Annotated in this window: 22 protein-coding genes; 11 read left to right on the plus strand and 11 right to left on the minus strand. The window is 37.4% G+C overall.

Translation table 11 applies throughout. The features are described from left to right. Window positions 1-376 precede the first annotated feature (376 nt). Both DK861_RS17760 and umoD read left to right on the plus strand, forming a co-directional pair. Window positions 377-1,684 (plus strand): NAD(P)/FAD-dependent oxidoreductase, encoded by a 1,308-nt coding sequence (locus DK861_RS17760; protein ID WP_006537232.1) that lies wholly within the window; start codon window positions 377-379, stop codon window positions 1,682-1,684. Window positions 1,685-2,532: 848 nt separating this feature from the next. Further along, a complete protein-coding gene (gene umoD, locus DK861_RS17765; protein ID WP_006537231.1) occupies window positions 2,533-3,033 on the plus strand; it encodes a flagellar biogenesis regulator UmoD in 501 nt (166 codons plus the stop codon). A 69-nt stretch (window positions 3,034-3,102) separates the two neighbouring features. On the opposite strand, the gene mfd is transcribed toward umoD, so the two are convergent. Then, window positions 3,103-6,552, minus strand: a complete 3,450-nt coding sequence (mfd, locus tag DK861_RS17770; protein ID WP_109400922.1) for a transcription-repair coupling factor — start codon at window positions 6,550-6,552, stop codon at window positions 3,103-3,105. A 193-nt stretch (window positions 6,553-6,745) separates the two neighbouring features. On the opposite strand from mfd, the gene lolC reads away from it, so the two are divergent. From lolC to DK861_RS17800, 6 genes are all read left to right on the plus strand, one after another. Then, window positions 6,746-7,948 carry a lipoprotein-releasing ABC transporter permease subunit LolC gene (gene lolC / locus DK861_RS17775; RefSeq protein WP_109400923.1) on the plus strand — a complete coding sequence of 401 codons (1,203 nt, stop codon included), beginning with the start codon at window positions 6,746-6,748 and terminating at the stop codon, window positions 7,946-7,948. A 46-nt stretch (window positions 7,949-7,994) separates the two neighbouring features. Beyond that, on the plus strand, window positions 7,995-8,699 hold the full coding sequence (gene lolD, locus DK861_RS17780) for a lipoprotein-releasing ABC transporter ATP-binding protein LolD (protein ID WP_072063000.1): 705 nt from the start codon (window positions 7,995-7,997) through the stop codon (window positions 8,697-8,699). Further along, window positions 8,699-9,946 (plus strand): lipoprotein-releasing ABC transporter permease subunit LolE, encoded by a 1,248-nt coding sequence (gene lolE / locus DK861_RS17785; protein WP_109400924.1) that lies wholly within the window; start codon window positions 8,699-8,701, stop codon window positions 9,944-9,946. Before lolD ends, lolE begins: the two co-directional genes overlap by 1 nt. Window positions 9,947-10,034: 88 nt before the next feature. Continuing rightward, the gene (gene cobB / locus DK861_RS17790) at window positions 10,035-10,892 is read left to right on the plus strand and encodes a Sir2 family NAD+-dependent deacetylase (protein ID WP_109400925.1); all 858 of its coding nucleotides are present in this window, start codon (window positions 10,035-10,037) and stop codon (window positions 10,890-10,892) included. A gap of 52 nt (window positions 10,893-10,944) precedes the next feature. Further along, window positions 10,945-12,189, plus strand: a complete 1,245-nt coding sequence (pepT, locus tag DK861_RS17795) for a peptidase T (protein WP_072062702.1) — start codon at window positions 10,945-10,947, stop codon at window positions 12,187-12,189. Between the two features lie 484 nt (window positions 12,190-12,673). Then, window positions 12,674-12,952: a hypothetical protein gene (locus DK861_RS17800; RefSeq protein WP_109400926.1), complete on the plus strand. Its 279-nt coding sequence runs from the start codon at window positions 12,674-12,676 to the stop codon at window positions 12,950-12,952. A gap of 97 nt (window positions 12,953-13,049) precedes the next feature. On the opposite strand, the gene DK861_RS17805 is transcribed toward DK861_RS17800, so the two are convergent. The 8 genes from DK861_RS17805 to rluE all read right to left on the minus strand — a co-directional run bounded on the left by DK861_RS17805 (window position 13,050) and on the right by rluE (window position 21,006). After that, the gene (locus DK861_RS17805) at window positions 13,050-14,171 is read right to left on the minus strand and encodes a cupin domain-containing protein (RefSeq protein ID WP_109400927.1); all 1,122 of its coding nucleotides are present in this window, start codon (window positions 14,169-14,171) and stop codon (window positions 13,050-13,052) included. Between the two features lie 166 nt (window positions 14,172-14,337). Beyond that, on the minus strand, window positions 14,338-15,798 hold the full coding sequence (gene phoQ, locus DK861_RS17810) for a two-component system sensor histidine kinase PhoQ (RefSeq protein ID WP_109400928.1): 1,461 nt from the start codon (window positions 15,796-15,798) through the stop codon (window positions 14,338-14,340). A 1-nt stretch (window position 15,799) separates the two neighbouring features. Further along, a complete protein-coding gene (phoP, locus tag DK861_RS17815) occupies window positions 15,800-16,474 on the minus strand; it encodes a two-component system response regulator PhoP (RefSeq protein WP_006537215.1) in 675 nt (224 codons plus the stop codon). Window positions 16,475-16,687: 213 nt separating this feature from the next. After that, a complete protein-coding gene (gene purB, locus DK861_RS17820) occupies window positions 16,688-18,058 on the minus strand; it encodes an adenylosuccinate lyase (RefSeq protein WP_109400929.1) in 1,371 nt (456 codons plus the stop codon). 31 nt (window positions 18,059-18,089) lie between these two features. After that, window positions 18,090-18,719 (minus strand): high frequency lysogenization protein HflD, encoded by a 630-nt coding sequence (gene hflD, locus DK861_RS17825; RefSeq protein ID WP_109400930.1) that lies wholly within the window; start codon window positions 18,717-18,719, stop codon window positions 18,090-18,092. 2 nt (window positions 18,720-18,721) lie between these two features. Further along, window positions 18,722-19,825, minus strand: coding sequence for a tRNA 2-thiouridine(34) synthase MnmA (gene mnmA / locus DK861_RS17830; RefSeq protein ID WP_006537212.1), 1,104 nt, complete (start codon window positions 19,823-19,825; stop codon window positions 18,722-18,724). Between the two features lie 109 nt (window positions 19,826-19,934). Continuing rightward, window positions 19,935-20,384 carry an NUDIX hydrolase gene (locus DK861_RS17835; protein WP_109400931.1) on the minus strand — a complete coding sequence of 150 codons (450 nt, stop codon included), beginning with the start codon at window positions 20,382-20,384 and terminating at the stop codon, window positions 19,935-19,937. Beyond that, entirely contained in the window at window positions 20,377-21,006 is a 630-nt protein-coding gene (rluE, locus tag DK861_RS17840) for a 23S rRNA pseudouridine(2457) synthase RluE (RefSeq protein WP_006537209.1), read from the minus strand. The genes DK861_RS17835 and rluE overlap by 8 nt, the downstream gene beginning before the upstream one ends. A gap of 138 nt (window positions 21,007-21,144) precedes the next feature. On the opposite strand from rluE, the gene icd reads away from it, so the two are divergent. The 3 genes from icd to DK861_RS17855 all read left to right on the plus strand — a co-directional run bounded on the left by icd (window position 21,145) and on the right by DK861_RS17855 (window position 24,307). Beyond that, window positions 21,145-22,398, plus strand: a complete 1,254-nt coding sequence (gene icd / locus DK861_RS17845; RefSeq protein ID WP_109400932.1) for an NADP-dependent isocitrate dehydrogenase — start codon at window positions 21,145-21,147, stop codon at window positions 22,396-22,398. Between the two features lie 151 nt (window positions 22,399-22,549). After that, window positions 22,550-23,635 (plus strand): hypothetical protein, encoded by a 1,086-nt coding sequence (locus DK861_RS17850; protein WP_109400933.1) that lies wholly within the window; start codon window positions 22,550-22,552, stop codon window positions 23,633-23,635. Beyond that, window positions 23,636-24,307 carry a hypothetical protein gene (locus DK861_RS17855; protein WP_109400934.1) on the plus strand — a complete coding sequence of 224 codons (672 nt, stop codon included), beginning with the start codon at window positions 23,636-23,638 and terminating at the stop codon, window positions 24,305-24,307. Here DK861_RS17855 and DK861_RS17860 read toward each other — a convergent pair. Then, the gene (locus DK861_RS17860) at window positions 24,297-25,424 is read right to left on the minus strand and encodes a site-specific integrase (RefSeq protein ID WP_109400935.1); all 1,128 of its coding nucleotides are present in this window, start codon (window positions 25,422-25,424) and stop codon (window positions 24,297-24,299) included. The genes DK861_RS17855 and DK861_RS17860 overlap by 11 nt on opposite strands. Beyond that, the gene (locus DK861_RS17865) at window positions 25,405-25,647 is read right to left on the minus strand and encodes an excisionase (protein WP_036894694.1); all 243 of its coding nucleotides are present in this window, start codon (window positions 25,645-25,647) and stop codon (window positions 25,405-25,407) included. Before DK861_RS17865 ends, DK861_RS17860 begins: the two co-directional genes overlap by 20 nt. Between the last annotated feature and the right edge of the window lie 20 nt (window positions 25,648-25,667).

The raw sequence follows: 25,667 nt of genomic DNA on the forward strand, positions 1-25,667 counted from the left end.
TACTCTTCTGCTATCTATCTCTTTTCAACATTTGTTTTGATCCTTTATTTTTATCATCTCAATATCGCGATTGATTTTAATGATCCTCGTTATGCTTGTTTTCTAGTTGATTGTATTAATTGATTAAAAAATATCCTTATGTTTTTAATGGTGATTGATTTATCACTGAATAGCAAAAAATGACTCTTTTCTTCAAAAAAGAGATATGAATATTCAAATATTTTTGATATAAATCAACTTTGGTATGACCATCTTCCCAGCTAACTTATTTAAGAACAAAAATAACAGCCGAAACGATTTAACTGTCGTTATTTAAGTAGATTTCACTAAGGTTATTTAAATAACAACAGTAAATATCTTTATGGAGTGACGTTAAATGTCATTAAAAAAAATTGTTATTGTCGGTGGTGGCGCTGGTGGGTTAGAGCTGGCGACTAAATTAGGCAATAAATTAGGTCGCAGCAAAAAAGCAGAAATCACCTTAGTTGATCGTAATAATAGCCATTTATGGAAACCGTTATTACATGAAGTAGCGACAGGCTCTTTAGACGATGGAGTTGATGCACTAAGTTATTTAGCTCATGGTTATAATCATCACTTCAATTTCCAATTAGGCTCATTAATAGGGCTTGATCGTGAGCAAAAAAATATCACACTGGCTGCTATTTATAATGAAGAGCAAGAGCTACTCGTACCTGAACGCATATTAGACTACGATATTTTAGTGATGGCGTTAGGCAGTAAATCGAATGATTTTGGTACTCCAGGCATTAAAGAAAACTGCATTTTCTTAGATAGCCCACAGCAAGCCCATCGTTTCCATAACGAAATGTTGAATTTGTTTTTAAAATACTCAGCAGATGCCAATGCACAAGAAGAAAATCGTAAGGTAAATATTGCGATTGTGGGTGGTGGTGCGACGGGGGTTGAGCTTTCAGCTGAATTGCATAACGCAGTACGCCAATTAAATAGTTATGGATTAAAAAAATTAGCACCTTCAGCATTAAATATCACTTTGGTTGAAGCTGGAGAACGCATTTTACCTGCATTACCGGTACGTATTTCGAGTGCGGCACATCAAGAGTTAACAAAATTAGGTGTGCGAGTGATGACTAAAACTATGGTCACAAGTGCAGATGAAGGCGGGTTAAACACCAAAGAAGGCGAGCATATCGATGCCGACTTAATGGTGTGGGCTGCAGGTATTAAAGCACCTGATTTTATGAAAGAGATTGCGGGTCTAGAGACTAACCGTATTAATCAGCTGGTTGTTAAACCGACCTTACAAACAACCTTAGATGAGTCTATCTTTGCTATTGGCGACTGTTCTTCTTGCCCAAGAAAAGATGGCGGTTTTGTTCCACCAAGAGCACAATCTGCACATCAAATGGCAAGTCGTTGTTATGGCAATATATTAGCAATGTTAAAAGACAAACCGCTCAAAGATTATGTGTTTACCGATCACGGCTCATTAGTTTCACTCTCAAAATTTAGTACTGTGGGGAGTTTGATGGGGAATTTAATGAAGGGTGATATGATGATAGAAGGGCGTATCGCGCGGATTGTTTATATCTCTTTATATCGAATGCATCAAATAGCTTTGCATGGTTATATCAAAACAGGGCTTATGATGTTAGTCGGATCAATCAACCGAGTGATTAGACCTAAACTAAAACTCCATTAATTTATCTTTTGCTTTCCAGAGAAGACAAAAGTCGCCTTTTAAAACCCTCATATTGTATGAGGGTTTTTTATCTATCTTTTCTTTTAAATTAAATAATTAAATGAGAATATCTAAATAAGATAAATAATCTCAGCATAAAGCACTAGACGATTTATCTGTCGATACCAAAAATAACCAATAACTCTAAAACAAAATATAACAATGATAAATATAATTTTATTATCAAGATCAAACCGTAATATCAAAGATAACGTTAACTTTATTTATCATGTTAAATTATTTAAGACTTTTCTTAAATAAAAAATGATGTTTAATTCATTAATTCATCAAATAAAATGTTATGGTATTTCATAGGATTGTATTAGAAAGATAATAAGTGAAGATTATAAAGGTTAAGCTTAACTTGTTATTTTTATTTGTATTTAATTAGATGAAATGGTTTTACAAATCTTAAAATCAAACTTTATAATATAAGTTAAATAGGGAAGACTCCCTATTTTTTGGCAACATTTGTTAATCTGGTGTTATCATAATGATGTATTATAAATAGCATAATGATTTCTATTTTTTCAGCTTAATAAATTAAGATCTATCTTAATATAATGTGTAAGTCTTGAGAATATAGTCAGTATTTAATTAAGTAATTAAAACAGAAATAAGTGGTGTATTTAACATGTCATAAATACGTAGTTTACTTATTATGTTAATCAGCATGGATGTTGAATTAAGCTATTAGATTAGAGAATTCATTTATTGAATACTAAATATATTAGCCAGTTAGAGTGAAACAGTGGCTTTTATTCTATATCTGTGGCAATTAAGGATAAAACAAATAAAAAGGGGTAAAAGTGGGTGTTAATGTCAGAAAGTACACACTAATAGGACTAATCATTGCATTAGCTATTCTTTCATTTATTGCATGGAGGTGGGTCTTTCCTCAACCTCAATATGCTCATGTCGTTTCGGCTACACCTATTAAATCAACCGTTTTTGTGACAGAAGAGTATTGTCATCGAATTGGCTTACCAACACCTTTTACACCAGAAAATTTGTCACGATTTCATCCCGCAGAGCAAGAGTGTCGAGTGTTCTATATGATTGAAGCACTCAATAACAGCAATATTGCTAATTTCCCTTATCCTCAATTTAAAGAGTGCATCCCGATTTATCGTCAAGAGCGTAGAATTGTTGGTTATGATGTACTCTATACTATTGATGGAACACCCGGCAAAGTACGTACCACGTTTAAACCCGGTGAAGTTATTGCATTAGATTCTGATGGTAGGCTGATTTTAGAACAAGAACCTTATTGTTCTATGAATGAAAAAGTACCTTGTCGCAAAGAGTAAACCTAACAATATAAAAGAGAGGCGTAATGAAATTATTTCAATTACGCCTTTTTGTCGATTCGATAACCGTTAAAGTGAGGTTATTTTGTGTTCATTAAATGCACTTAACATATCATCAATAAAAGTGAGTCGTTTTTCACGCTCAGTTAAATCTGTAATAAACTTCAGTTTTGATGGACCATCTAAACGGAAAATAGCAGGTTGCTCTTGAAGTAAGCTGATTAAATATCCCGGATCAACCTTGTTCTTTTCACCAAACTCAACAAATCCACCTTTATCATGGGCTTCAATTCGAGTAATACCCAAGTTCACTGCACTTAAGCGAATAGCTGCATTACGTAGTAGATAACGCCCTGCATCAGGTAGTTTACCAAATCTATCGATTAATTCTGCTCTTAGATCATTAAGCTCTGTTAAGTCGATCGCACTGGCAATTCGTTTATAGAATGAAAGTCTGACATTTACATCAGGGATGTAATCATCAGGCAATAAAACAGGCATTCTTAATTCAATTTCAGTTTGTTGATTGGTGAGATCTTCAAGTGATGGTTCTCTCCCCTCTTTAAGCGCTTCTACTGCACTTTCTAGCAATTCCATATAAAGCGAGAAACCGACGGTATTCATTTGACCGCTCTGTTCTTCACCTAATAATTCACCGGCGCCTCGAATTTCTAGATCATGAGTTGCTAATGCAAAACCTGCACCTAGATCTTCCAGTGAAGCAATCGCTTCTAAACGCTTATGAGCATCCTTTGTCATCGCTTTAGGATGTGGTGTCAACAAATAAGCATAAGCTTGATGATGAGAACGGCCTACACGACCACGTAACTGATGTAATTGCGCTAAACCAAAGTGATCTGCACGTTCAATAATAATGGTGTTTGCGCTGGGTATATCGATACCTGTTTCAATAATTGTGGTGCAAAGTAACACATTAAAACGTTGATGGTGGAAATCATTCATCACACGCTCAAGTTCTCGTTCACGCATTTGTCCGTGACCAATACCAATACGTGCTTCAGGAACGAGCGCAGCCAATCTCTCTCGGGCTTTTTCGATATTTTCAACATCGTTATACAAGTAATAAACTTGTCCGCCACGCAATGTTTCACGCAAGATAGCTTCACGTACCACTAAGTCATCATATTCCCGTACAAAGGTTTTTACGGATAAACGACGTGCTGGTGGTGTTGCAATGATAGAAAGATCACGCATACCACTCATTGCCATATTTAACGTACGAGGAATAGGTGTTGCTGTTAGCGTTAAAATATCGACATTTGCGCGCATGGCTTTTATTCGTTCTTTGTGACGAACACCAAAACGGTGTTCTTCATCGACAATTAATAGCCCTAAATCTTTCCATTGAATATTAGGCTGAAGGAGTTTATGTGTACCAATGACAATATCAATCGTTCCTTCAGCCAGTTTTTCTGTGATTTGCTGTTGTTCTTTTGCACTACGAAAGCGCGAGATCATCTCAATGTTAACGGGCCAATTAGCAAAACGATCACGGAAATTATCAAAATGTTGCTGAGCCAATAAGGTGGTCGGTACTAAAATGGCAACTTGTTTATTGTTGTTAACTGCAAGAAATGCAGCACGCATTGCCACTTCTGTTTTACCAAATCCGACATCGCCACAGACGAGTCTATCCATTGAAATAGCTTGGCACATATCGCTAAGGACAGCATTGATCGCCATTTCTTGATCAGGTGTTGTTTCAAAAGGAAAGCTTTGGCGGAATGTTTGGTACTGCTCTTTATCCATTTTAAAAGCAAAGCCTGTTTTTACTTCACGCTGAGCATAAACATCTAATAACTCTGCTGCGACATCACGCACTTTTTCAGCGGCTTTTTGGCGCGCTCTTACCCATGCATCGCCACCCAATTTGTGTAGTGGCGCATTTTCATCTGCGCCACCAGAATAACGACTGATTAAATGCAAGGATGAAACAGGGACATAAAGCTTGTCATTACCTGCGTAACTTAACATCAAGTATTCAGCTTTAACGCCACCGGCTTCTAGTGTTGTCATGCCTTGATAGCGACCAACACCATGCTGAAGATGAACAACCGGTTGACCTATGCTTAATTCAGCAAGGTTGCGAATTAAGGTATCAGTATTAATTGTTCGGCGATTGTCTTGACGACGACGATTAATTCGCTCGCCTAACATATCGCTTTCACAGATCATAGCTAATTGACGATGACTATCAATAAAACCGTGTTCAGCTGCACCAATAATAAAATAGGCTCCTTTTTCTTGGGCATCTGATAACTCAATGATCTGTTTAGGGGCAATTTTTATCCGTGATAACAGTTCTTGTACGGTTTCGCGTCGTCCTTCACTTTCAACAGAGAAAATAATACTGCCAGAAAATTGTTCTTGGAATCGACGTAGATTGTCTAAAGGGGATTTGCTTTGCGCGTTGATCGATAAATCAGGAAGTGGTTGATAACCTAAATTAGTTTGTCCTGCTTTTTCTGGCAATGTTTCTGTTTTAAGTTGAATTCGTGGCCACTGTTTAAGTTCTTTATTAAATTTATCAACACTGAGCCAAATATCTTCAGGTGGTAACAGCGGTCGCATAGGATCAACGCGACGGCTTTCAAAACGCTGGTTGATGTCTTGCCAAAACTTTTCTGCAAAATCTTGTAGATCTTGCGTCACTATCAATGTGTTTTTAGGGAAATAAGCAAATAAGTTAGATAAAGGCTGTTCAAAAAACAGCGATTGCCAATATTCAATTCCCGTTGGCAATATGTGTTTACTGACTTGCTGATAAATATGTTCAGGATCACGTCTTACATCAAATCGTTCACGCCATTGGCTACGGAAAAGTTCTATCGCATTTGCATCTGTTGGGAACTCATGGGCAGGCAGTAAATTAATTTGATCAACTTCTGCTAATGTCCGCTGTGTATCGACATCAAAAGTGCGCAGGCTATCTATTTCGTCATCGAAAAAATCAATACGATAAGGAAATTCACTTCCCATAGGAAATAAGTCTAATAATGCACCGCGTGTTGCATATTCACCGTGTTCTAATACTTGCTCTACATGGCGATATCCTGCTTCATCTAATGTTTTACGTAAATTATCACGAGAAAGTATCTCTCCTTTTTGCATTATCAACGCATGACTTGCGAGATAATCCGTAGGGCAGACTTTCTGCATTAACGTATTGACGGGTAAGATTAAAATTCCCTTGAGAAGTGATGGAATACGGTATAGCGTAGAAAGGCGGTTTGAGATAATTTCTTGGTGAGGTGAAAAACTGTCGTATGGCAGCGTTTCCCAATCCGATAATGTCTCTACTGGAAAATCACAAAACTGACGGATTTCATCTTGTAAACGCAATGCATTTTGCATATCACGAGTAACAAGAACGACTAATCCAGAGTGACGTTTGATGATCTCTGCACATTCTAGAGCGCAAGCAGCACCAGTCAGTTGACCTAGCTGACGAGTATCCCCTTGTTTTATAGGAAGTTGATAACGATATTCTGAGGACATAAGCGTGTAATGTGAACTCTTTGTTGTAGTTAACTCCCAACACATCTTTAGCTTAATGGCTAAAGCTTAAACTGGCGGGCAGGTTAAGATAAAAGAAAAACCACAGTTTGGGAATAGAGTGGTTCCATTCAGTAAGACTACCCTTTATTATCCCTGAACACTTCGCATTAGCAACAGGAACAGCACAGATTTCATGTACAATTCTGTCTCATTTTATATAGGGCTCCGTTATATGCGGGGTCGTGCGGTCGATAAATTCGGTCGCTTCGTCTCATGGCTATCCGCTTTAGGGATTATGTTAGGTGTAGCTGCATTGATCACAGTAACTTCTGTCATGAATGGTTTCGAACGTTCATTGCAAGAAAGCATTCTTGCTTATATTCCACAAGCAATCGTGACATCACCTAACGGACAATTACCCCGAGATTCAAATATAGCTGAAAGATTACTGACGCGTGAAGGTATCATAAACGTTACCCCTTTAGTAGAAGGCGATGTCGTTTTACAGAGTAAAGACAATATCAGCGTTGGTGTCATGCTAGGTATAGAAAAAGAGCAAGATGAGCCTTTAACGAAATATATTCGTTATGGCGATTTTTCTATGCTGAAAGCAGGTGACTATGGCGTGATCCTAGGAAGTGGCCTTGCTAAACAGTTAAAAGTAAAAGAGGGGGATAACATTCGCCTTATTGTGCCAAGTGTAAGCCAATTAACACCAATGGGAAGATTACCTAGCCAACGCTTATTTACCGTTAAAGGTATTTTCCAAAGTGGTGGCGATGCAGATGTCTCACAAATCTTAGTTAATCAGCAAGATGCAGCACGTTTAATGCGTTATCAGCCGGGTAATATTACAGGATGGCGTCTTTTCTTTACTGCTCCTCTCAATATTGAAAAATACAGTGCACAATCTTTAGATAAAAATCTTAGTTGGAGAGATTGGCGCGAACGTAAAGGTGAATTTTTCCAGGCTGTTAAAATGGAAAAAAATATGATGGGATTATTATTAAGCTTAATTATAGCTGTGGCGGCTTTTAATATCATTACCTCACTTTCTTTGTTGGTGATGGAAAAACAAGGTGAAGTTGCTATTTTGCAAACTATGGGTTTAAAACGCTCTCAGATTATGTCCATCTTTATGCTACAAGGTGCTGGTGCAGGTATTTTAGGTGCTGTTGCTGGTGGTCTGTTGGGGGCATTACTCTCAAGTCAATTAAACGTCATCATGCCAGCGGTAGGACTTATTCCTCAAGGTGTGGAATTGCCTGCAACACTTGATTGGGGACGCGTCTTTATGATCGGTTTCTCCGCTATTGTCATTTCACTTTTATCCACTTTATACCCGTCTTGGCGGGCCGCGGCTATTCAGCCAGCAGAGGCGCTACGTTATGAGTAATTCTTCTTTGAATAAACAATCAATGGCATCAGAAAAACAAATGCAAATTAACAAAGAGGGTTTATTGGATTGTCACGCCCTATGTAAACAATACCAAGATGGTTCGATTTCCACTCAAGTGCTGAAATCCGTCTCTTTTAAAATGGATAAGGGTGATTTTCTTGCCATAGTAGGCAGTTCCGGCTCAGGAAAAAGTACTTTATTACATTTACTGGGGGGATTAGATTCTCCAACATCAGGCGAAGTCTTTTTTAAAGGGCAATCACTTAATAAGTTATCTTCGTCTGAAAAGGCTGATTTACGTAATAGCCAATTGGGATTTATCTATCAATTTCACCATCTATTACCTGATTTTACAGCACTTGAAAATGTGGCTATGCCGCTGATGATTGGTGGGGCTAGTGTTGTAAAGGCGAAAGAAAAAGCGATGTCTTTACTTGAAGCGGTGGGGTTAAAAGATCGCGCTCATCATCGCCCTTCAGAGCTTTCTGGTGGTGAGAGACAACGTGTTGCGATTGCGAGAGCATTAGTGAACGATCCTTCATTAGTCCTTGCTGATGAGCCAACAGGTAATCTTGATCAGAAAAATGCTGAAGGGATTTTCGAATTGTTGATTAAGTTAAACAAAGAAAAACAAACTGCTTTTCTAGTGGTGACGCATGATTTGTCATTGGCTGCTCGTTTTCAGCGCCAACTTGAAATGAAAGATGGTCAACTACAGTCACAAAACGCAATTTCAGGAGTGAAATAATGGCACAATTGCCACTTGCATTAGTGACCGCTTTACGTTTTTCAAGAGGGCGAAAACGTGCGGGAATGGTTTCTTTAATTTCAGTTATTTCAACACTGGGCATTATGCTTGGTGTTGCTGTCTTGATTATTGGTCTAAGTGCCATGAATGGGTTTGAACGTGAATTAAAAAATCGCATTTTATCAGTGGTGCCTCACGGACAAATTTATTCAGTAGAACAGCCATTTGTACAATGGCAATCAGCATTACCTCGTATTGAAAATACCCAAGGTGTTGTCGCTGCTGCGCCATATATCTTATTAACAGGATTGTTAGAGAAAGGAACTGAACTAAAAGCAGTGCAAGTTATGGGCGTATCACCTGAAAAACAGAATGATATCAGCTTATTACCTCGCTATGTACAAAATAATGCATGGCAAGATTTTCGGGCGGGTAAGCAACAAATTATTATTGGGCAAGGTGTTGCAGACGCATTGAAAATTAAACAAGGTGATTGGCTCACCGTATTAATTCCTAATAATGATGATCCAACTAAGCTTTTACAGCCTAAGCGTATTCGCTTACAAGTAAGTGGTATTTTTAAACTTAGTGGTATGCTTGATCATCAATTAGCGTTAATTCCTTTAGCCGATGCTCAACAATATATGGATTATGGACAAGGAATAACTGGGATTGAAGTGAAAACGGTAGATCCTTTTTTCGCGAATGAAATTATTCATGATGCCGGTTTAAACAGCAAAGAATATGTTTATGCCAAAAGTTGGATAAGCGATTATGGCTATATGTATAGTGATATTCAAATGATCCGTAGCATTATGTATTTATCGATGATCCTAGTGATTGGTGTCGCTTGTTTTAATATTGTCTCAACGCTGATTATGGCAGTAAGAGATAAAAGTAGTGATATTGCTATCTTACGAACATTAGGCGCACGAGATAGTCATATTCGTAATATCTTTTTATGGTACGGCTTATTATCAGGCATGATTGGCTGTGTTGCTGGTGTGATATTGGGTGTATTGATTGCTTATAATTTAACACCATTAGTGTCTGTTATTGAATCATTAACGGGACATAGTGTGTTGTCTGGTGATGTTTATTTCGTCGATTTTTTACCTTCAGAAGTTCATTTAATTGACGTTTTCTCTGTATTTATTACCACTGTAATTTTAAGCCTAGTTGCAAGTTGGTATCCTGCACGTCGAGCGACTAAACTAGATCCTGCTAGAATTTTAAGTGGACAATAAGGTTATTATTGACAGACAAAGAAGAAAAAACGCTTAAACTAGTAAAGATAAGAAACGCGCTATTTAAATTTGAAAACCAAGGATTGTCATGATGAAACTTAAACTTCGTCATCGTCGGCTTAGGAAGTTTCGTAAGATCAAAAGTTTACGCAGACAACATTCACGTTGTCGTTATTTTCATCTAACCCATAAAACGGAACATGAAATGAATTTACCCAAAGTTGTCGTATTAACAGGGGCTGGCATTTCGGCTGAATCAGGAATTAAAACATTCCGATCAGAAGATGGATTGTGGGAAGAACATCGTGTTGAAGATGTTGCTACGCCTGAAGGTTATCAACGCAACCCACAATTGGTTCAGCAGTTTTATAATGAACGCCGTCGTCAATTGCAACATCCCTCTATTCAACCGAATGAAGCACATTATGCATTAGCGAAACTTGAGCAACGCTTAGGTAAAGATAACTTCCTTCTTGTAACGCAAAATATTGATAATTTACATGAAAAAGCAGGTAGTAAACATATTTTGCATATGCATGGTGAATTGCTAAAAGTACGTTGCCCACAATCTCGCCAAGTTTTTGAATGGAAAGGGGACTTAGAAACAACCGATCGCTGTCATTGTTGCCAATTCCCATCGCCACTACGACCACATATTGTCTGGTTTGGTGAAATGCCCATTGGTATGGAAGAGATTTATCGCGCCTTGGCTGAGGCTGATATTTTTATCTCTATCGGTACATCTGGAAATGTCTACCCTGCTGCGGGTTTTGTCCATGAAGCTCGATTAACAGGTGCTCATACCGTTGAGTTAAATCTTGAACCAAGTTTGGTTGAAAGCCAGTTTGAAGAGAAACATTATGGTCAAGCAAGTCAGATAGTTGATGAATATGTTCATAAATTGTTTGAATTAATTAATGATCCTAAAGCTGATTTGACGCAATAATTATTTTATAGAGTTCCCTATTATTGTTCTTAGAGAGATCTTAGGGGGCAAAATGGATAAATTATTAGAACGTTTTTTTGAATATATTAATTTTGATACACAATCAAAACCATCTTCAAAAATGTCACCAAGCAGTGATGGACAATTAAAACTTGCCAAGGCATTGACTCACGAATTAAAAAAACTGGGTTTTTCCGATGTAACGCTCAGTGACAAGGGATGTGTAATGGCAAGTTTACCATCCAATGTCTCTTGGCCAGTGCCTGTGATTGGTTTTATTTCGCATCTTGATACAGCGCCGGATTTTTCTGGTAAGCATGTCAAACCACAAGTGCTTGAAGATTATCGTGGCGGTGATATTGCATTGGGTATTGGTGATGAAGTGTTATCACCAGTTATGTTTCCAATCTTACACTCCATGATTGGTAAAACATTAATTACCACAGACGGTAAAACCTTATTAGGTGCTGATGATAAAGCAGGCATTGCTGAAATTATTACCGCCATGGTACGTTTAAAAGAAACCAATCGACCTCATGGTGATATTCGTATTGCGTTCACACCTGACGAAGAAATTGGTCGTGGTGCGCATTATGTCGATTTAAATGCATTCGGTGCAAGTTGGGCTTATACCGTTGATGGTGGTGGTGTTGGCGAATTGGAATATGAAAACTTCAACGCAGCATCAGTGAATATCAAAATTGTTGGTAACAATGTTCACCCTGGTAGTGCAAAAGGGGTGATGGTAAACGCATTAGGATTAGCAACGCGCATTCATCAAGAGTTGCCTATTGAAGAAACACCAGAAAATACCGATGGTTATGAAGGTTTCTACCATTTGCAAAGTATTAAAGGTACGGTAGAAAGGGCGGAAATGCATTATATTATCCGTGATTTTAATCGTAACTTATTTGAAAAACGCAAACAGAATATGATTGCGATTGCAGAAAAAGTAGGTAAAGGCTTACATCCAGATTGCTATATTGAACTGACTATTGATGATAGTTATTACAATATGCATGATAAAGTTGTTCAATTCCCGCACATTATTGAAATAGCAAAACAAGCAATGATTGATTGTGATATTGAGCCTAATATCAAGCCTATTCGTGGTGGTACAGATGGTGCTCAGCTTTCTTATCGTGGATTACCTTGCCCTAATATTTTTACTGGTGGTTATAATTTCCATGGTAAGCACGAATTTATCTCTTTAGAAGGTATGGAAGCGGCGGTGAGTGTAATTATGCGTATCGCTGAAATTACAGCTGAAAGAGAGAAAGCTAACGTGATTAGCTAATCACTAATTGAACCTTGAAAGTAAAAATAATAGCCGATATTTCGGCTATTATTTTTTTAACCAGTTTAATTCTACTAAGTAATTAATGATTTCACTTTTTCTCGCTTTACTTAACATAAACTGATATCTGTTTGTGCTGGTGGTGTTTTCATATTTGCTATTTTATTATTTCTGCAAATATCATGGTCAGTAAAATAAAAGTAATGATTAACACAATAAATTTTTATAGACGATTTTATTGTTGAAAAAAGAAGTAAAATCTAATTTTCTCCTAGGTAAAATAGGAGAAACAGCAAGGTATTGATAGGGTATTAATAGGGATGTTTACTTAATTAAAAATAGAATAATTTTATAATAATGGGCTTACATATTATTTACTATTAAACTTTTAATATAGGCACAATAGTCATCACTCTTTGCTAAATTGGGTTCAATAAATTTATCTTATAATTACAGAAAACTGAATGCAATATAAGGATATTGAATGGAAAACATGACAGGAAGATCATTAAAACCTGTAATAGAAGAGCAACTAAGCTTTCATAAAGAGAAAATAATTAAAAAATCTGAGCAGCAATCATTTTTTATTATTTTAAGCTATTTTTTGATAACTTATTTTATCTCCTTTTCTCTGTATGCAACAAATAGCAAACATACATTATTGCTTTTTTTCTTACAAAGTACTTTTTTTGTTGTTATTCCTTTTTTCTTTCATAATACGAGAGTACTTTTAAAAGAATCAATAAATTATTTAATTCGTTAGATTTTTAAATATAATATATTTATTAAATAGCTAATGATAAAAAGCCCTGCAATAATATGACAGGGCTTTATAACTTATAGTTGAAAATTAGTGATAATTAATCTTCAAAATACCAATAACCTTGGTTAACTAAGTGTGTTAATAAACGCACAAATTTCGGATCAGCTAACGCATCACCTAAGTGTTGTTTATCAATATAATCATATTGGCAAAGCGCATCCACAGCTTCTATATGATCAGTATCCATCAATTCACCATTTACGAAACAATTATCGCCAACACGTAGTGCACGAAGACCATTTAAACGATGAAGTTGCTCGCCTTGTTGCAGCAGATCATGAATTTCCGCATTTTCATATAAAGGTTCTGGAACCGCGAGATCAAGCTCATGACGAGATTGAGAAATAAATTCACCAAACCAATGCCGGAATACTTCTGGTTGAGCAAGTAAATCCTCCATCATGGCATGAAGTTTATTTAACTCTTGGTGTTGCACTAATGCTGGGTTTTCACGCTGTGTTAGATCAGGATCGCTATAACGATAGCTACCTAAATCATTTGCTAATACATAGTCAGCGAACCCACTGAAAAGTTCACGAGCATTAGGTGATCTGAAACCAACAGAGTAGTTTAGTGACTCTTCAATCGCATAGCCTTCATGCGGGAATCCAGGTGGGATATAAAGAATATCTCCCGGCTCTAATTCTTCATCAATAATTGCTTCAAAAGGATCTACTTGAAGTAGATCCGGGTGAGGGCAATGTTGTTTCATTGGGACTTTTTCACCTACCCGCCAACGGCGACGGCCTTGTCCCTGAATAATAAAGACATCATATTGATCAAGATGTGGGCCAACACCACCCCCAGGAACAGAATAAGAGATCATTAAATCATCAATGCGCCAATCGGGTAACACACGAAATGGTTTCATTAATGCCGCACTAGGAAAATGCCAGTGATCGACGGCTTGTACAAGTAAAGACCAATCTTTATCACCAAGTCCTTCAAAGTGCTCAAAAGGCCCGTGTTTGACTCCCCACTGTCCGTCTTGACAACTAACAAGACGGCTATCTACTTCATCTTCCATTGCAAGACCAGCAAGTTCATCAGGAGATAAAGGATCAACAAAACGAGAGAAGCCGTTTTTAATTAATAAAGGGCGTTTTTGCCAATGGCTTTCGAGGAATGATTGCCAATCTAAATTAAGTTTATAGTCCATTGTGTATATCCTGAGTTCGGGAAGCCTAGAACCATAGTATAATGAATTCTAACTTCCTGCTAAACATTCCTTTGAGCAATGTGAGTAACACGATAATAAGTGAACAAGTATCATACATAACATCATAGATTTAACGGTAATTTAAAAGTACCTTAATCAACAATGATTATTCACGCTCAGCCGTAAGTTGCTGCTCAGTAAAGATTACGGTAATACGAGCACCACCTAAAGGGCTATCGGTAATAGTAATTTCACCACTGTATTGTTCAATAATATCTACTGCAATAGATAATCCTAAACCTTGCCCTGGACGAAGCGTGTCTGCTCTTGTTCCTCGCTGGAAAATAGCTTCTCTTTTTTCCGGGCTGACGCCTGGCCCGTCATCATCAATAATAATAATGACACTACTTTCATTATTGCTAACATTGATTTCAACAAATTCTAAGCAGTATTTACAAGCGTTATCCAGGATATTGCCCATCACTTCCATAAAATCATTTTTCTCACCTAACCACATGATTTCAGGTGAAATATTGAGTGTTAAATCAACGCCTTTTGACTGATAAACTTTACTTAATGCACTACAAAGATTATCTAATAACCCTGACAGTGAATGGAGTTTTCGTGTGGTAATATCGTGATCACCATGAATAGATGCTCGATGCAGATAATAACCGACTTGTTGTGAAATTCGTTCTATCTGATCGAGCATGATAGGTTCAGCTTGCTCTATCGTCATTTGCTTACCTGATCGTAAAGAGCGTAATGTTGATTGTAATACGGCAAGTGGCGTTTTTAAGCTATGAGTAAGATCTGATAAGCTTGTGCGATATTTACTATAACGGTTTCGTTCATTACGCAATAATACATTTAAGTTTCGAACTAAGCCTTTTAACTCGGTTGGTGGGTTTTCATCCAAATCATTGCGTGTCCCTTTTTCTAACGCACTGATTTGTTCTATCACTTGTTTTATAGGCCGTAAACTCCAGTGTGCAGCTAACCAAATTAAAGGCACAACTAAGAACAAATTAGCGAGAATGATATATAAGAACCAGTCCCAAACCTGACTGACTTTTTGCATTCGCTGAGGAATAGGATCGATAACTGCAATCGCCATATAAGGCATATTATCAGCCGCAGGATAATGATTAATTACCACTGAGTGAGTTAAAAATTCGTTACTTGAATATTCTTCGAGTCGCTTGAGATAAACACGGTATTGAGGTAACTGTTGTAGCATTAAACGCGTTGTTTTGACATCAACCGAAATTTCAAATAACCCTTCTTCATGGCGCCATTTATGCTTAATGCTATCTGGAATGGCTTTAGGTAAATCGGGAGTTGTCCATAATACACTGCCTTTATCATCAAAAATGATCACCAAAGAGGTGTTATTATTAAGGCTTGTAGGAAACTCAATATTCAGCTTGCCCTTATCCCACTGCGCTAAGCTGTAGTAAAGATTGCTTTGACTACGCATTAGCATAAAAGTGGTTTTATCCACACTGACAATCGAACCGACAATGGCAACTAATCCATAAGAAAGCACAAGAGCTAAAATTATGGCACTCGTTGCAAGTAAAAAACGAGTTCGTAATGAGAGTGGGGAGCGCTGTTTTTTTTGCATATTAAGGTTTCATATCAAAACGGTAGCCTTGTCCACGTACTGTCACGACAACATCATCAGGATATTTTTCTAAGATTTTTTTACGTAATCGCCCCATTAGTACATCAATAGTATGGCTTTCTTTTAATTCAGCATCTGGATACAACTGGCGCATTAATGCATCTTTGCTAACAACTTTGTTTTGATTGCGCATCAAGGTTTCTAAAATTGTATATTCAAATGCAGTTAACTTAATTTGTTCTCCCGAAATCATGAACTCTTTACGTGACAAATCCAATTCAAAAGGTTCGATAGCGAGAGTTTGTGATGCAATTCCCATGTTTCTTCGCATTAATGCCTGAATACGTGCAATAATTTCCTCAAAATGAAAGGGCTTTGTCACATAGTCATCAGCGCCTGCATTTAACGCTGACACTTTTTCTTGCCAACTTTCTCGTGCTGTTAAGACCATTATTGGTAGAGTAATATTATTTTCTCGCCATCTACGAATAAGGCTAATGCCATCTTCATCTGGTAATCCTAAGTCCACAATAGCTACATCAGGTGTACCTTCTGCAATAAAACTATCTGCTTCTTTGGCATCTTCAGCTGCATCAACCTGATGGCCAGCATCACGAAATTGCACAGATAAGTGATGGCGAAGTAAGATATTATCTTCAATAATTAAGATCCGCATTATTCCACCTTGAGTACAATCAGCAAAAATTTACTGTCATAAAATAAATATATGAATGATAGTTAATCTATCAGATAAAAATATGGGCTCATCATAGACAATCTATCGCTCAAAAAACACTGTATCCAGCAAACTGTTTAAGTTATAGATAGTTTTCTTTGTGTTTTGGCTATAAAAAAAGGCAGAAATTATCTGCCTTTTTAGGGAGGTAAATTAGTTTAATTTATCAACGAGTTGAGTTGCAAAACCAATATAACTTTCAGGTTTCATTGCTTTTAAACGTGTTTTTTCATTTTCTGGTAATTCTAAACCATCGATGAAAACGACCATGTCTTGTTCTGTGATGCGTTTACCACGAGTAAGCTCTTTTAATTTTTCGTAAGGTTTTTCAATGCCATAACGACGCATTACAGTTTGAATTGGCTCGGCTAATACTTCCCAATTGCAGTCTAATTCTTCACGAAGGTGGTTTTCATTCACTTCAAGTTTATTAAGACCTTTCATGGTTGATTGGTAAGCAATTAATGCATAACCCATACCCACACCTAAATTACGCAGTACAGTTGAATCAGTTAAATCACGTTGCCAGCGAGAAACAGGTAATTTGCTAGCAAGATGTCCCATTACTGCATTTGCTAACCCTAAGTTTCCTTCAGAGTTTTCAAAATCAATTGGGTTTACTTTATGAGGCATGGTGGATGAACCAATTTCACCTGCAATGGTTTTTTGTTTAAAGTGGTTCAGTGCAATGTAACCCCAAATATCACGGTCGAAATCAATCAAGATAGTATTGAAGCGACTAATACAATCAAAAAGCTCCGCAATATAATCATGTGGTTCAATTTGAGTTGTGTATGGGTTCCATGTAATACCAAGTGAAGTGACAAATTCTTCACTAAATTGATGCCAGTTTACATCAGGGTATGCAGCTAAGTGAGCATTGTAGTTACCTACTGCACCATTGATTTTACCTAAGATCTCAACTTGTGTAAGTTGGCGATATTGGCGCTCCATGCGGTAAGCAACGTTAGCAAACTCTTTGCCAATTGTAGAGGGTGTCGCAGGTTGACCATGAGTGCGAGAAAGTAATGGTAAATCACGGTATTCTTGAGCCATTTTGCTAATGGTATCAATAAGTTCACGCCATGCAGGTAATAAGATCTCTTGGCGTGCCGTTTCCAGCATAATGGCATGAGACAGGTTATTAATATCTTCAGAAGTACAAGCAAAGTGAATAAATTCAGAAACCTGATGTAAAGCAGGGATGTTCGCCACTTTTTCTTTTAAGAAATATTCTACGGCTTTTACATCATGATTAGTGGTGCGTTCGATCGTTTTAATGCGAGCTGCATCTTCTTCATTGAAGTTAGCAACAATTGCATCAAGGTAATCGTTTGCGTTTTTTTCAAAGGCGGGAACTTCTTTAATGTCGGCGCAAGATGCCAGCTTTTGTAGCCAGCGAACTTCTACCTGTACACGGAATTTCAGAAGACCGAATTCACTAAAAATAGAACGTAACGACGAGGTTTTACTACCGTAACGACCGTCAATCGGTGAAATCGCTGTCAGCGAAGATAATTCCATTGTTGGCAACTCCCAGGTTGAATTTAAAGTATTAACATTGAGCGAGAAAATCATCAGCTTGTCGCAGGATATTCTTTTGATGCAGTAAAAAATCAAAACGACGGCCACCTACTTGACGCCAGAGCACAGCACTACGAATGCCAGTTAATAACAACGCTCTAACTTTAGCTTGAATAATAGGGTTCTTTAACAGATCAATTGCGCCATGAACCTGAATGCGTGGGCCAACAGGGCTAACGGCATCAACATAAACGCCGGCAAGTGCATTAAATACACCTTCAGACATGGGTTCAAAGTAACTTTTTTGGCGATCTAATTGAGAAATTTTTTGCGATAAACGAGAACTGTAATCATCATTTCTATTGATAAGACGTTCTAGATTGATTAAGCCCTGTTGGTAAGTCATCAATTCAAGCGTTAATTTTTCTCTTCTTACCGCCTGATGAATAGCTTTCAGTGTTTGAAAGCCTAATTTTAAATGACTGATTTGATTGCCATAAACATCAAGTGTTGATGTTGGATTGAGATTAAAAATACTGTTAACCATCACTTCAACATCATTCTCGTTCGCACTACCTTGGTAAGCAATTTGCTGAACAAGACGACTTGCTTGGCAGATGCCTGCCAATGCAAGTGTAATATCACGAAAATCTTTAGCCACGTCTACTCCTGAATACGGGTTTCAATGATACCGCCACCTAAACAGACTTCGTCTTGATAAAAGACGGCTGATTGTCCTGGCGTTACAGCAGCAACAGGATAATCAAAGCGGACTTCAATTTTATCTTCACTTAATGGCGTTACTGTACACGCAATATCAGGTTGGCGGTATCGTGTTTTAACAGTACAGCGGAAAGCTTCAGTAATTGGCTCTCTCGATACCCAATGCAATTGTTGAGCAATTAAGCCGACAGACATTAATCTTGGATGTTCATGACCTTGTGCCACAATAAGAATGTTGTTTTCAACATCTTTATCAACGACATACCAAGGATCATCTCCACCGTCTTTTGTTCCACCGATACCTAAACCTTTACGTTGACCTAATGTGTGATACATCAATCCTTGGTGTTCACCAATAGTTTCACCATCAACTGTAATGATAGGGCCAGGTTTAGCAGGGAGGTAACGTGATAAGAAATCGGTAAATTTACGCTCACCAATAAAACAAATACCTGTTGAGTCTTTTTTCTTTGCTGTTGCTAAATCAAGTTTTTCAGCGATTTTTCTAACTTCAGGCTTTTCCATTTCACCAACAGGGAAAAGGCTTTGTGCGATTTGCTCGTGACTTAATGTGTATAAGAAATAGCTCTGGTCTTTGTTATTATCGACGCCACGAAGTAATTGGCTTTTGCCATTGATATCACGACGGCGAACATAGTGACCTGTTGCGATGTAATCAGCACCTAAGTCTTCTGCCGCATATTCTAAAAATGCTTTAAATTTTATTTCTTTATTGCACAGAATATCGGGGTTTGGGGTGCGGCCTGCTTTATATTCAGATAAAAAATGTTCAAAAACATTATCCCAATATTCAGCGGCAAAATTGATAGTATAAAGCTCAATGCCAAGTTTATCGCACACGGCTTGCGCATCGGCAAGATCCGTTGAAGCTGAGCAATATTCTGTATCGTCGTCTTCTTCCCAGTTCTTCATAAACAGACCAACGACCTGATATCCCTGTTCCTTAAGAAGATAGGCTGAGACGGATGAATCTACGCCACCGGACATTCCTACGATGACTTTTTTTTGGCTGTTATCTGACATGACTGGATCTCACTGCGGAAAAATAAGCGCCATACTTTACCATATCACTGACACAGGTGCATCAAGTGTTACTCTGTTTTTGATGCTTTGTTTTTCTATTCTCTGCCATTTAGCTAAAGGGCGCACCAAAGCTAGTTAAAATAGAAAGAGGGTAGCGTTCACCTTGTTGATAACATAATAGGCTTTCTCTTACCAACGGTGAGCGCAATTGCTGGCTATGAATAATTTCATCAGCGCTAACCCAGTGACAACAATCAATATCACTATCTTGGGGCTGAGTTTCAAACTGTTCTTGTGCTTCAATAAGAAAAAGAAAACGTAGAAAAGGCGTTTTATCCGGGGCAATCCATTGGTGTAACTTAAGAAAATGTTGAACGGGAAGTGTTAAGCCCGTTTCTTCCCATAATTCACGTTGAACAGCCTGAATAAGAGTTTCATTGGCTTCAAGGTGCCCTGCAGGTTGATTCCACGTTGCTTTTCCATTGACAGTTTCTTCAACAACGAGAAACTTATTTTGCGCATGAACGATACACGCGACAGTCACATGAGGTTTAAACAAAATTAATCTCCTTCCATTCACCGGGTAATAAATTATCCAATGTAATATTTCCCATACTAAAGCGGATCAAACGCAATGTAGGATAACCAATATGAGCCGTCATTCGTCTTACTTGACGGTTTTTGCCTTCAAATAAGGTGATTCTTAACCAAGTGGTCGGGATAGTTTGGCGTTCTCTAATCGGCGGGTTTCTCTCCCATAACCATTCGGGTTGCTCAACTATTTCGACTTGTGCTGGCAATGTTTTGCCATCTTTAAGCGCTAATCCATCCCGAAATTGTTGTAATGCGGCTGTACAAGGAACACCCTCTACTTGAGCATAGTAGATTTTTCCTGTGTTTTTACTCGGTTGTGTTAATTTTGCTTGTAGCTTCCCATCATTTGTTAAGACTAAAAGTCCTTCACTGTCTCTATCTAAACGTCCTGCTGCATAAATATCACGAATAGGAATAAAATCTTTTAGTGTTTTTCTGCCATTCTCGTCTGTAAATTGTACAAGAACATCGAAGGGCTTGTTGAAGATAACGACTTTACGCTCACCTCTTGGGCGCACTGGTTTTCTTTGTGCTAATGAAGTGTGGTGTTTTCTCGGTTTAGCGCTATTTTTAAGTTGATTTGCCATAGTTAATTTTTGTAAAAAATGGGAGATTGATTATACCTTAAAAGAGAAGCGATTGGCGTTAGCTGAATAATCAAGTAGTATTGACAGGTCTCTTACAAAAAATTAACAAAGCGTGCGCTTACATGAAAGGAGAGGTAAATGGAAAGCAAAGTAGTTGTTCCGGCTAATGGCGCTAAAATTACACTAGATGCTAAAGGTAAGCTTGTTGTTCCAAATAATCCGGTTATCCCTTATATCGAAGGGGACGGTATCGGTATCGATGTTACGCCAGCAATGTTAAAAGTTGTTGATGCTGCAGTTGAGAAAGCTTACGGCAAAGAACGTAAAATTGAGTGGATGGAAGTCTACACCGGTGAGAAATCAACGCAGGTATATGGCAAAGATGTTTGGTTACCAGAAGAAACATTAGATCTTATCCGTGAATATCGTGTTTCTATCAAAGGACCTCTTACTACCCCAGTTGGCGGTGGTATCCGTTCATTAAACGTTGCACTACGCCAACAACTTGACCTCTATATTTGCCTACGTCCAGTACGTTACTACAAAGGCACACCAAGCCCAGTTAAACAACCTGAACTAACTGATATGGTTATCTTCCGTGAAAATTCAGAAGATATCTATGCAGGTATTGAATGGAAAGCGGGCTCAGCAGAAGCCGATAAAGTCATTAAATTCCTGCAAAATGAAATGGGTGTTACCAAAATCCGCTTCCCACAAGATTGCGGTATTGGCATCAAACCTTGTTCAGAAGAAGGAACTAAGCGCTTAGTTCGTGCGGCAATTGAATACGCTATCGATAACGACCGTGATTCAGTTACATTGGTACATAAAGGTAATATTATGAAATTTACCGAAGGTGCCTTTAAAGACTGGGGTTATGAATTAGCTCGCGAAGAGTTTGGTGGTGAATTATTAGATGGTGGTCCTTGGGTTAAAATCAAAAATCCAAAATCAGGTAAAGAGATCATCGTTAAAGACGTCATCGCTGACGCATTCTTGCAACAGATTCTGTTACGTCCAGCAGAGTACGATGTTATCGCATGTATGAACCTAAATGGTGACTATATTTCTGATGCATTAGCGGCTCAAGTAGGTGGTATTGGTATCGCACCTGGCGCAAATATTGGTGATGAGTGTGCTTTATTTGAAGCAACACACGGTACTGCACCAAAATATGCAGGCCAAGATAAAGTTAACCCTGGTTCTATTATTCTTTCCGCAGAGATGATGCTACGCCACATGGGTTGGACTGAAGCCGCTGACTTAATCATTAAAGGTATGGAAGGCGCAGTTGCCGCTAAGACTGTCACTTATGATTTCGAACGTCAGTTAGAAGGCGCTAAATTGCTGAAATGTAGCGAGTTTGGTGACGCGATTATCAAACATATGTAATTGTTGATTTGATAAATAGTTAACGGGAGCTTATTAGTTCCCGTTCTTTATTGTTAATTTTGAAACGGTTATCAAAAAGTTATCAAAATAAGTTATCAAAATATTTTGAATGATATAATTTTATGAAGAATAAAATGGTTATGGAATAACAATGACTAGAGAACTTAAAGTTGGAGTAGTGGATGTAACATCCAAATGTTGGGTTGTGCGTTCAGGAACAAGGTATCGGTATGTAAATCAATTTTTAGAAAACAATATAATAGCAACAGGGCATCTAGATAATTTTTCTATTGATGAGCATACTTTTGAAGAACAAATCACTGCTGAAAATATAAGTCATCGATTAGAGGACTATAATGCAAGAATATCAAGGAATGTGAAAACTCAAATTGATAGTTTTTTAATTGATATGAATATTGGAGATGTAGTTTTTACTTTAACTTCAACTCATGTTATACCTGGGAGAATTAGATCATTACCGTTTTTTAGTCCAAATAGCTTTACTGAAGAGGAACCATTTGTTGTTCGTAGAAATGTTGTGTGGGGTGATCCAATACAAAGAAAAGATATACCTATAACAATTCAAAAATCATTTAATGCATACCAAGCTGTTTTTTCATTAGGTGATAATTCTAAAGAAGTATTCCATTGGCTTTCATCATTTTTTATTGATGGAGATAATTATTATAGTAGTCTAAGGGTTGAACAACCAGAAGCTCTAAAACATCATACATTAAAGCAATTAGCTGAATTAATTGATAGAGTGCAAGTCTTGTCTATTATGATTTCAAGACACCTTGAACAAACATCAGTAACAACTAGCGATGACTATCATATAGAGTATGAAGACCTTAAGAATGCAATGGAAGAGTATTCGAACCTCGGAATACTTGATTTAACTTCACAACAAGTTTTAATGTCACCAGGAGATGTGTGGTTAAAATTTAACAATTCTTCAAAAATTGCTGGTATGGTTTTTCTGTATATTATGTTGACAATATCAAGTCCAGCTAAGGGATTAGAGTTTTCTGAATCAACCTATACAGATAGGTTTCCTGAAATAATAAATATTGTTGATGATAATTTTAATGTGTTACAACATGATTTGGACATAGAAAGGATTAGACGTCAATTAAGACTTAAGGCTGCAGAACAGAATAGTGGATTTGTCAATTCAAATAATATAGAAGAGGAAGATTATCCTGATGATGGGGATGCTATCCATATAGGGGGATAGATGAATATTGCTGATATAAATTTAATGTCATGGTTTATATTTATTGTGCTGATCATTATTATTTTAGTTAGTGCTTTTTTTTACAAAAATATTTGGGAAAAACATTCTAATTTTAATAATATTGCTATAGGTGCATGTGCTATTTTGACTCTTACATGGGGAGCATATACATTTGATGCTTTAAATCAGAAAGAGAAAGCATCGATTGAGTTACAAGAAATACAAAAGAGAATTAAGAACACTGAATCAACATTTTTTTCGATAGAAGTTAATGAAGCCAGAGATTGTAATGGTATTTATATACTTCCTGTGATAACGATTAGAAATAATGGAACAGAACCAATTCATATCGGTTTAGATAAAGAATCGATGACAATACAAAGAGTTAGAGTCGATAATGAAAAAATAATAGCATTATCGACATATCACCCTAACTTTTATGAGATTTTGTCAGATGATAAGAATATTAAACATACACCTATGTATGATCTAATTATCCCAATTTCAGCAGAAAGAAAAATCAGTTATGCACTACGTGTAAAAGATCCTGGGCTGTATTATTTAACATTTAGAGCTAAAACTATTGGTGAAAATGGTGATGAAGAAGTTAAGGAAAAAAATGGTAAACCAATAATTTGGTTTACATCAAAATATTTGTATGTTAAAGAATGATTCTTATCCAATCTTTTCCCCTATCATCATGATATCTATCGGTTTGCTGTTGGTTCTTATGACCCAGCAAATCTTTAGTGTTTATACCTTGTGCTCTATATAATCTTTCAGATAAAGATCGTTGTTCATGAAATGTTGCAGGTGTCCCTTCTCCCCAATCAATATCCGTTTTATTTCTCGCCTTTTTAAAGTTAGTCGTTAGTGTATTTGCAGTAACTTGATCACCACGTTTAGATTGTGAAGTGGTATGAAAATAATGAATAAGATAAGGGCTAATAACGCGATCACGACAACGGGCAACAACATCACGTAATGACATATTTAATTGTTCAGAACGTAGTGATAATGGAATAGCTAATTTAGCACCCGTTTTTTCTTGAGTAATATGCAAATGGTCATCCCAAATATCACTAAACTTCATTGCCGAAATATCACCTAATCGTTGGCCTGTAATAAGTGCAAGCAACATGGCATTTCCGACATAACGATGTTGTTTATCAGCAATCTCAAATATCTTTTTCCATTCATCAAAATTAAGACGTTGGCGAGTTACTTTTCGTTTTGGCTGTTTAGTAGCGAGGGCAGGGTTATAACCGGGAGGAACTTCACCTGCATGTTGCGCTTCTTTAAATACATCAATTAAAACAGAGCGAATAACTTGTGCCATTCTGTGTTGGCCATTAGATTTATATTCATCCAGAATTTCAGCAATATCTCTGGCATCAACAGCAGGTAACGATTTCATGGATAAGGCTTGCCTCATTAAATCTACTGGCTTCCTTTTTTGTTTATAAGTATTCGGTTTTATATCACCTTCTTTTAAACGCTCTTCTTGAATAATCCAGTATTTATCCAACCAAGTATTAACCGTGATTTCTTTACCTTTTATTTTTGCCACCCGATCACCAATAGCCATAACTTGTCGGCTACGTTGTTCCGCTAACCTTGTATTAGCCTCAATAGCGATTGCTTTCGCCTCGGCTTCATTATCACCGAGGGCATGATATTTACCTGTTACAGGATGGCGATAACGCCAATAAACCTTGTTAGCTTTACGACTAAATAATGGGTAAAGATTCGGGATATTGACGTTATTTTTACGAGGTCTGGCAGCCATCTTTGAGGATCCTTTGTAAAATAGGGTTATCGTTGTTATTGATAACCGGTGATGTCAAATTACCGACAAGGTCGGCATCTTCTCTCACGCGCCAAATGCCACCTTCTTTCCTTGCTGGTGGGTAGAACAGGCCACCACGAGCATATCGCTGTAGCGTTCCTAACTTTGGTGGACGACTTTTATATCTTTCTTGCGCCCACTCCTCTAAAGTCAACATTTGCATATTTTTCTCTCCACACTGTC

The organism is Proteus sp. TJ1640 (assembly GCF_003144445.1).
In the GTDB taxonomy this organism is placed as follows: Bacteria; Pseudomonadota; Gammaproteobacteria; order Enterobacterales; family Enterobacteriaceae; genus Proteus; species Proteus penneri.

Bases quoted from the DNA above. Each gene is read 5' to 3' on its own strand.
- DK861_RS17800 (WP_109400926.1), top strand. From the start codon at position 12,674: ATGGAAAACATGACAGGAAGATCATTAAAACCTGTAATAGAAGAGCAA.
- pepT (WP_072062702.1), top strand. From the start codon at position 10,945: ATGGATAAATTATTAGAACGTTTTTTTGAATATATTAATTTTGATACA.
- phoP (WP_006537215.1), bottom strand. From the start codon at position 16,474: ATGCGGATCTTAATTATTGAAGATAATATCTTACTTCGCCATCACTTA.
- rluE (WP_006537209.1), bottom strand. From the start codon at position 21,006: ATGGCAAATCAACTTAAAAATAGCGCTAAACCGAGAAAACACCACACT.
- lolE (WP_109400924.1), top strand. From the start codon at position 8,699: ATGGCACAATTGCCACTTGCATTAGTGACCGCTTTACGTTTTTCAAGA.
- DK861_RS17865 (WP_036894694.1), bottom strand. From the start codon at position 25,647: ATGCAAATGTTGACTTTAGAGGAGTGGGCGCAAGAAAGATATAAAAGT.
- icd (WP_109400932.1), top strand. From the start codon at position 21,145: ATGGAAAGCAAAGTAGTTGTTCCGGCTAATGGCGCTAAAATTACACTA.
- cobB (WP_109400925.1), top strand. From the start codon at position 10,035: ATGATGAAACTTAAACTTCGTCATCGTCGGCTTAGGAAGTTTCGTAAG.
- mfd (WP_109400922.1), bottom strand. From the start codon at position 6,552: ATGTCCTCAGAATATCGTTATCAACTTCCTATAAAACAAGGGGATACT.
- phoQ (WP_109400928.1), bottom strand. From the start codon at position 15,798: ATGCAAAAAAAACAGCGCTCCCCACTCTCATTACGAACTCGTTTTTTA.
- DK861_RS17850 (WP_109400933.1), top strand. From the start codon at position 22,550: ATGACTAGAGAACTTAAAGTTGGAGTAGTGGATGTAACATCCAAATGT.
- DK861_RS17760 (WP_006537232.1), top strand. From the start codon at position 377: ATGTCATTAAAAAAAATTGTTATTGTCGGTGGTGGCGCTGGTGGGTTA.
- lolC (WP_109400923.1), top strand. From the start codon at position 6,746: ATGTACAATTCTGTCTCATTTTATATAGGGCTCCGTTATATGCGGGGT.
- DK861_RS17860 (WP_109400935.1), bottom strand. From the start codon at position 25,424: ATGGCTGCCAGACCTCGTAAAAATAACGTCAATATCCCGAATCTTTAC.
- DK861_RS17855 (WP_109400934.1), top strand. From the start codon at position 23,636: ATGAATATTGCTGATATAAATTTAATGTCATGGTTTATATTTATTGTG.
- mnmA (WP_006537212.1), bottom strand. From the start codon at position 19,825: ATGTCAGATAACAGCCAAAAAAAAGTCATCGTAGGAATGTCCGGTGGC.
- DK861_RS17805 (WP_109400927.1), bottom strand. From the start codon at position 14,171: ATGGACTATAAACTTAATTTAGATTGGCAATCATTCCTCGAAAGCCAT.
- purB (WP_109400929.1), bottom strand. From the start codon at position 18,058: ATGGAATTATCTTCGCTGACAGCGATTTCACCGATTGACGGTCGTTAC.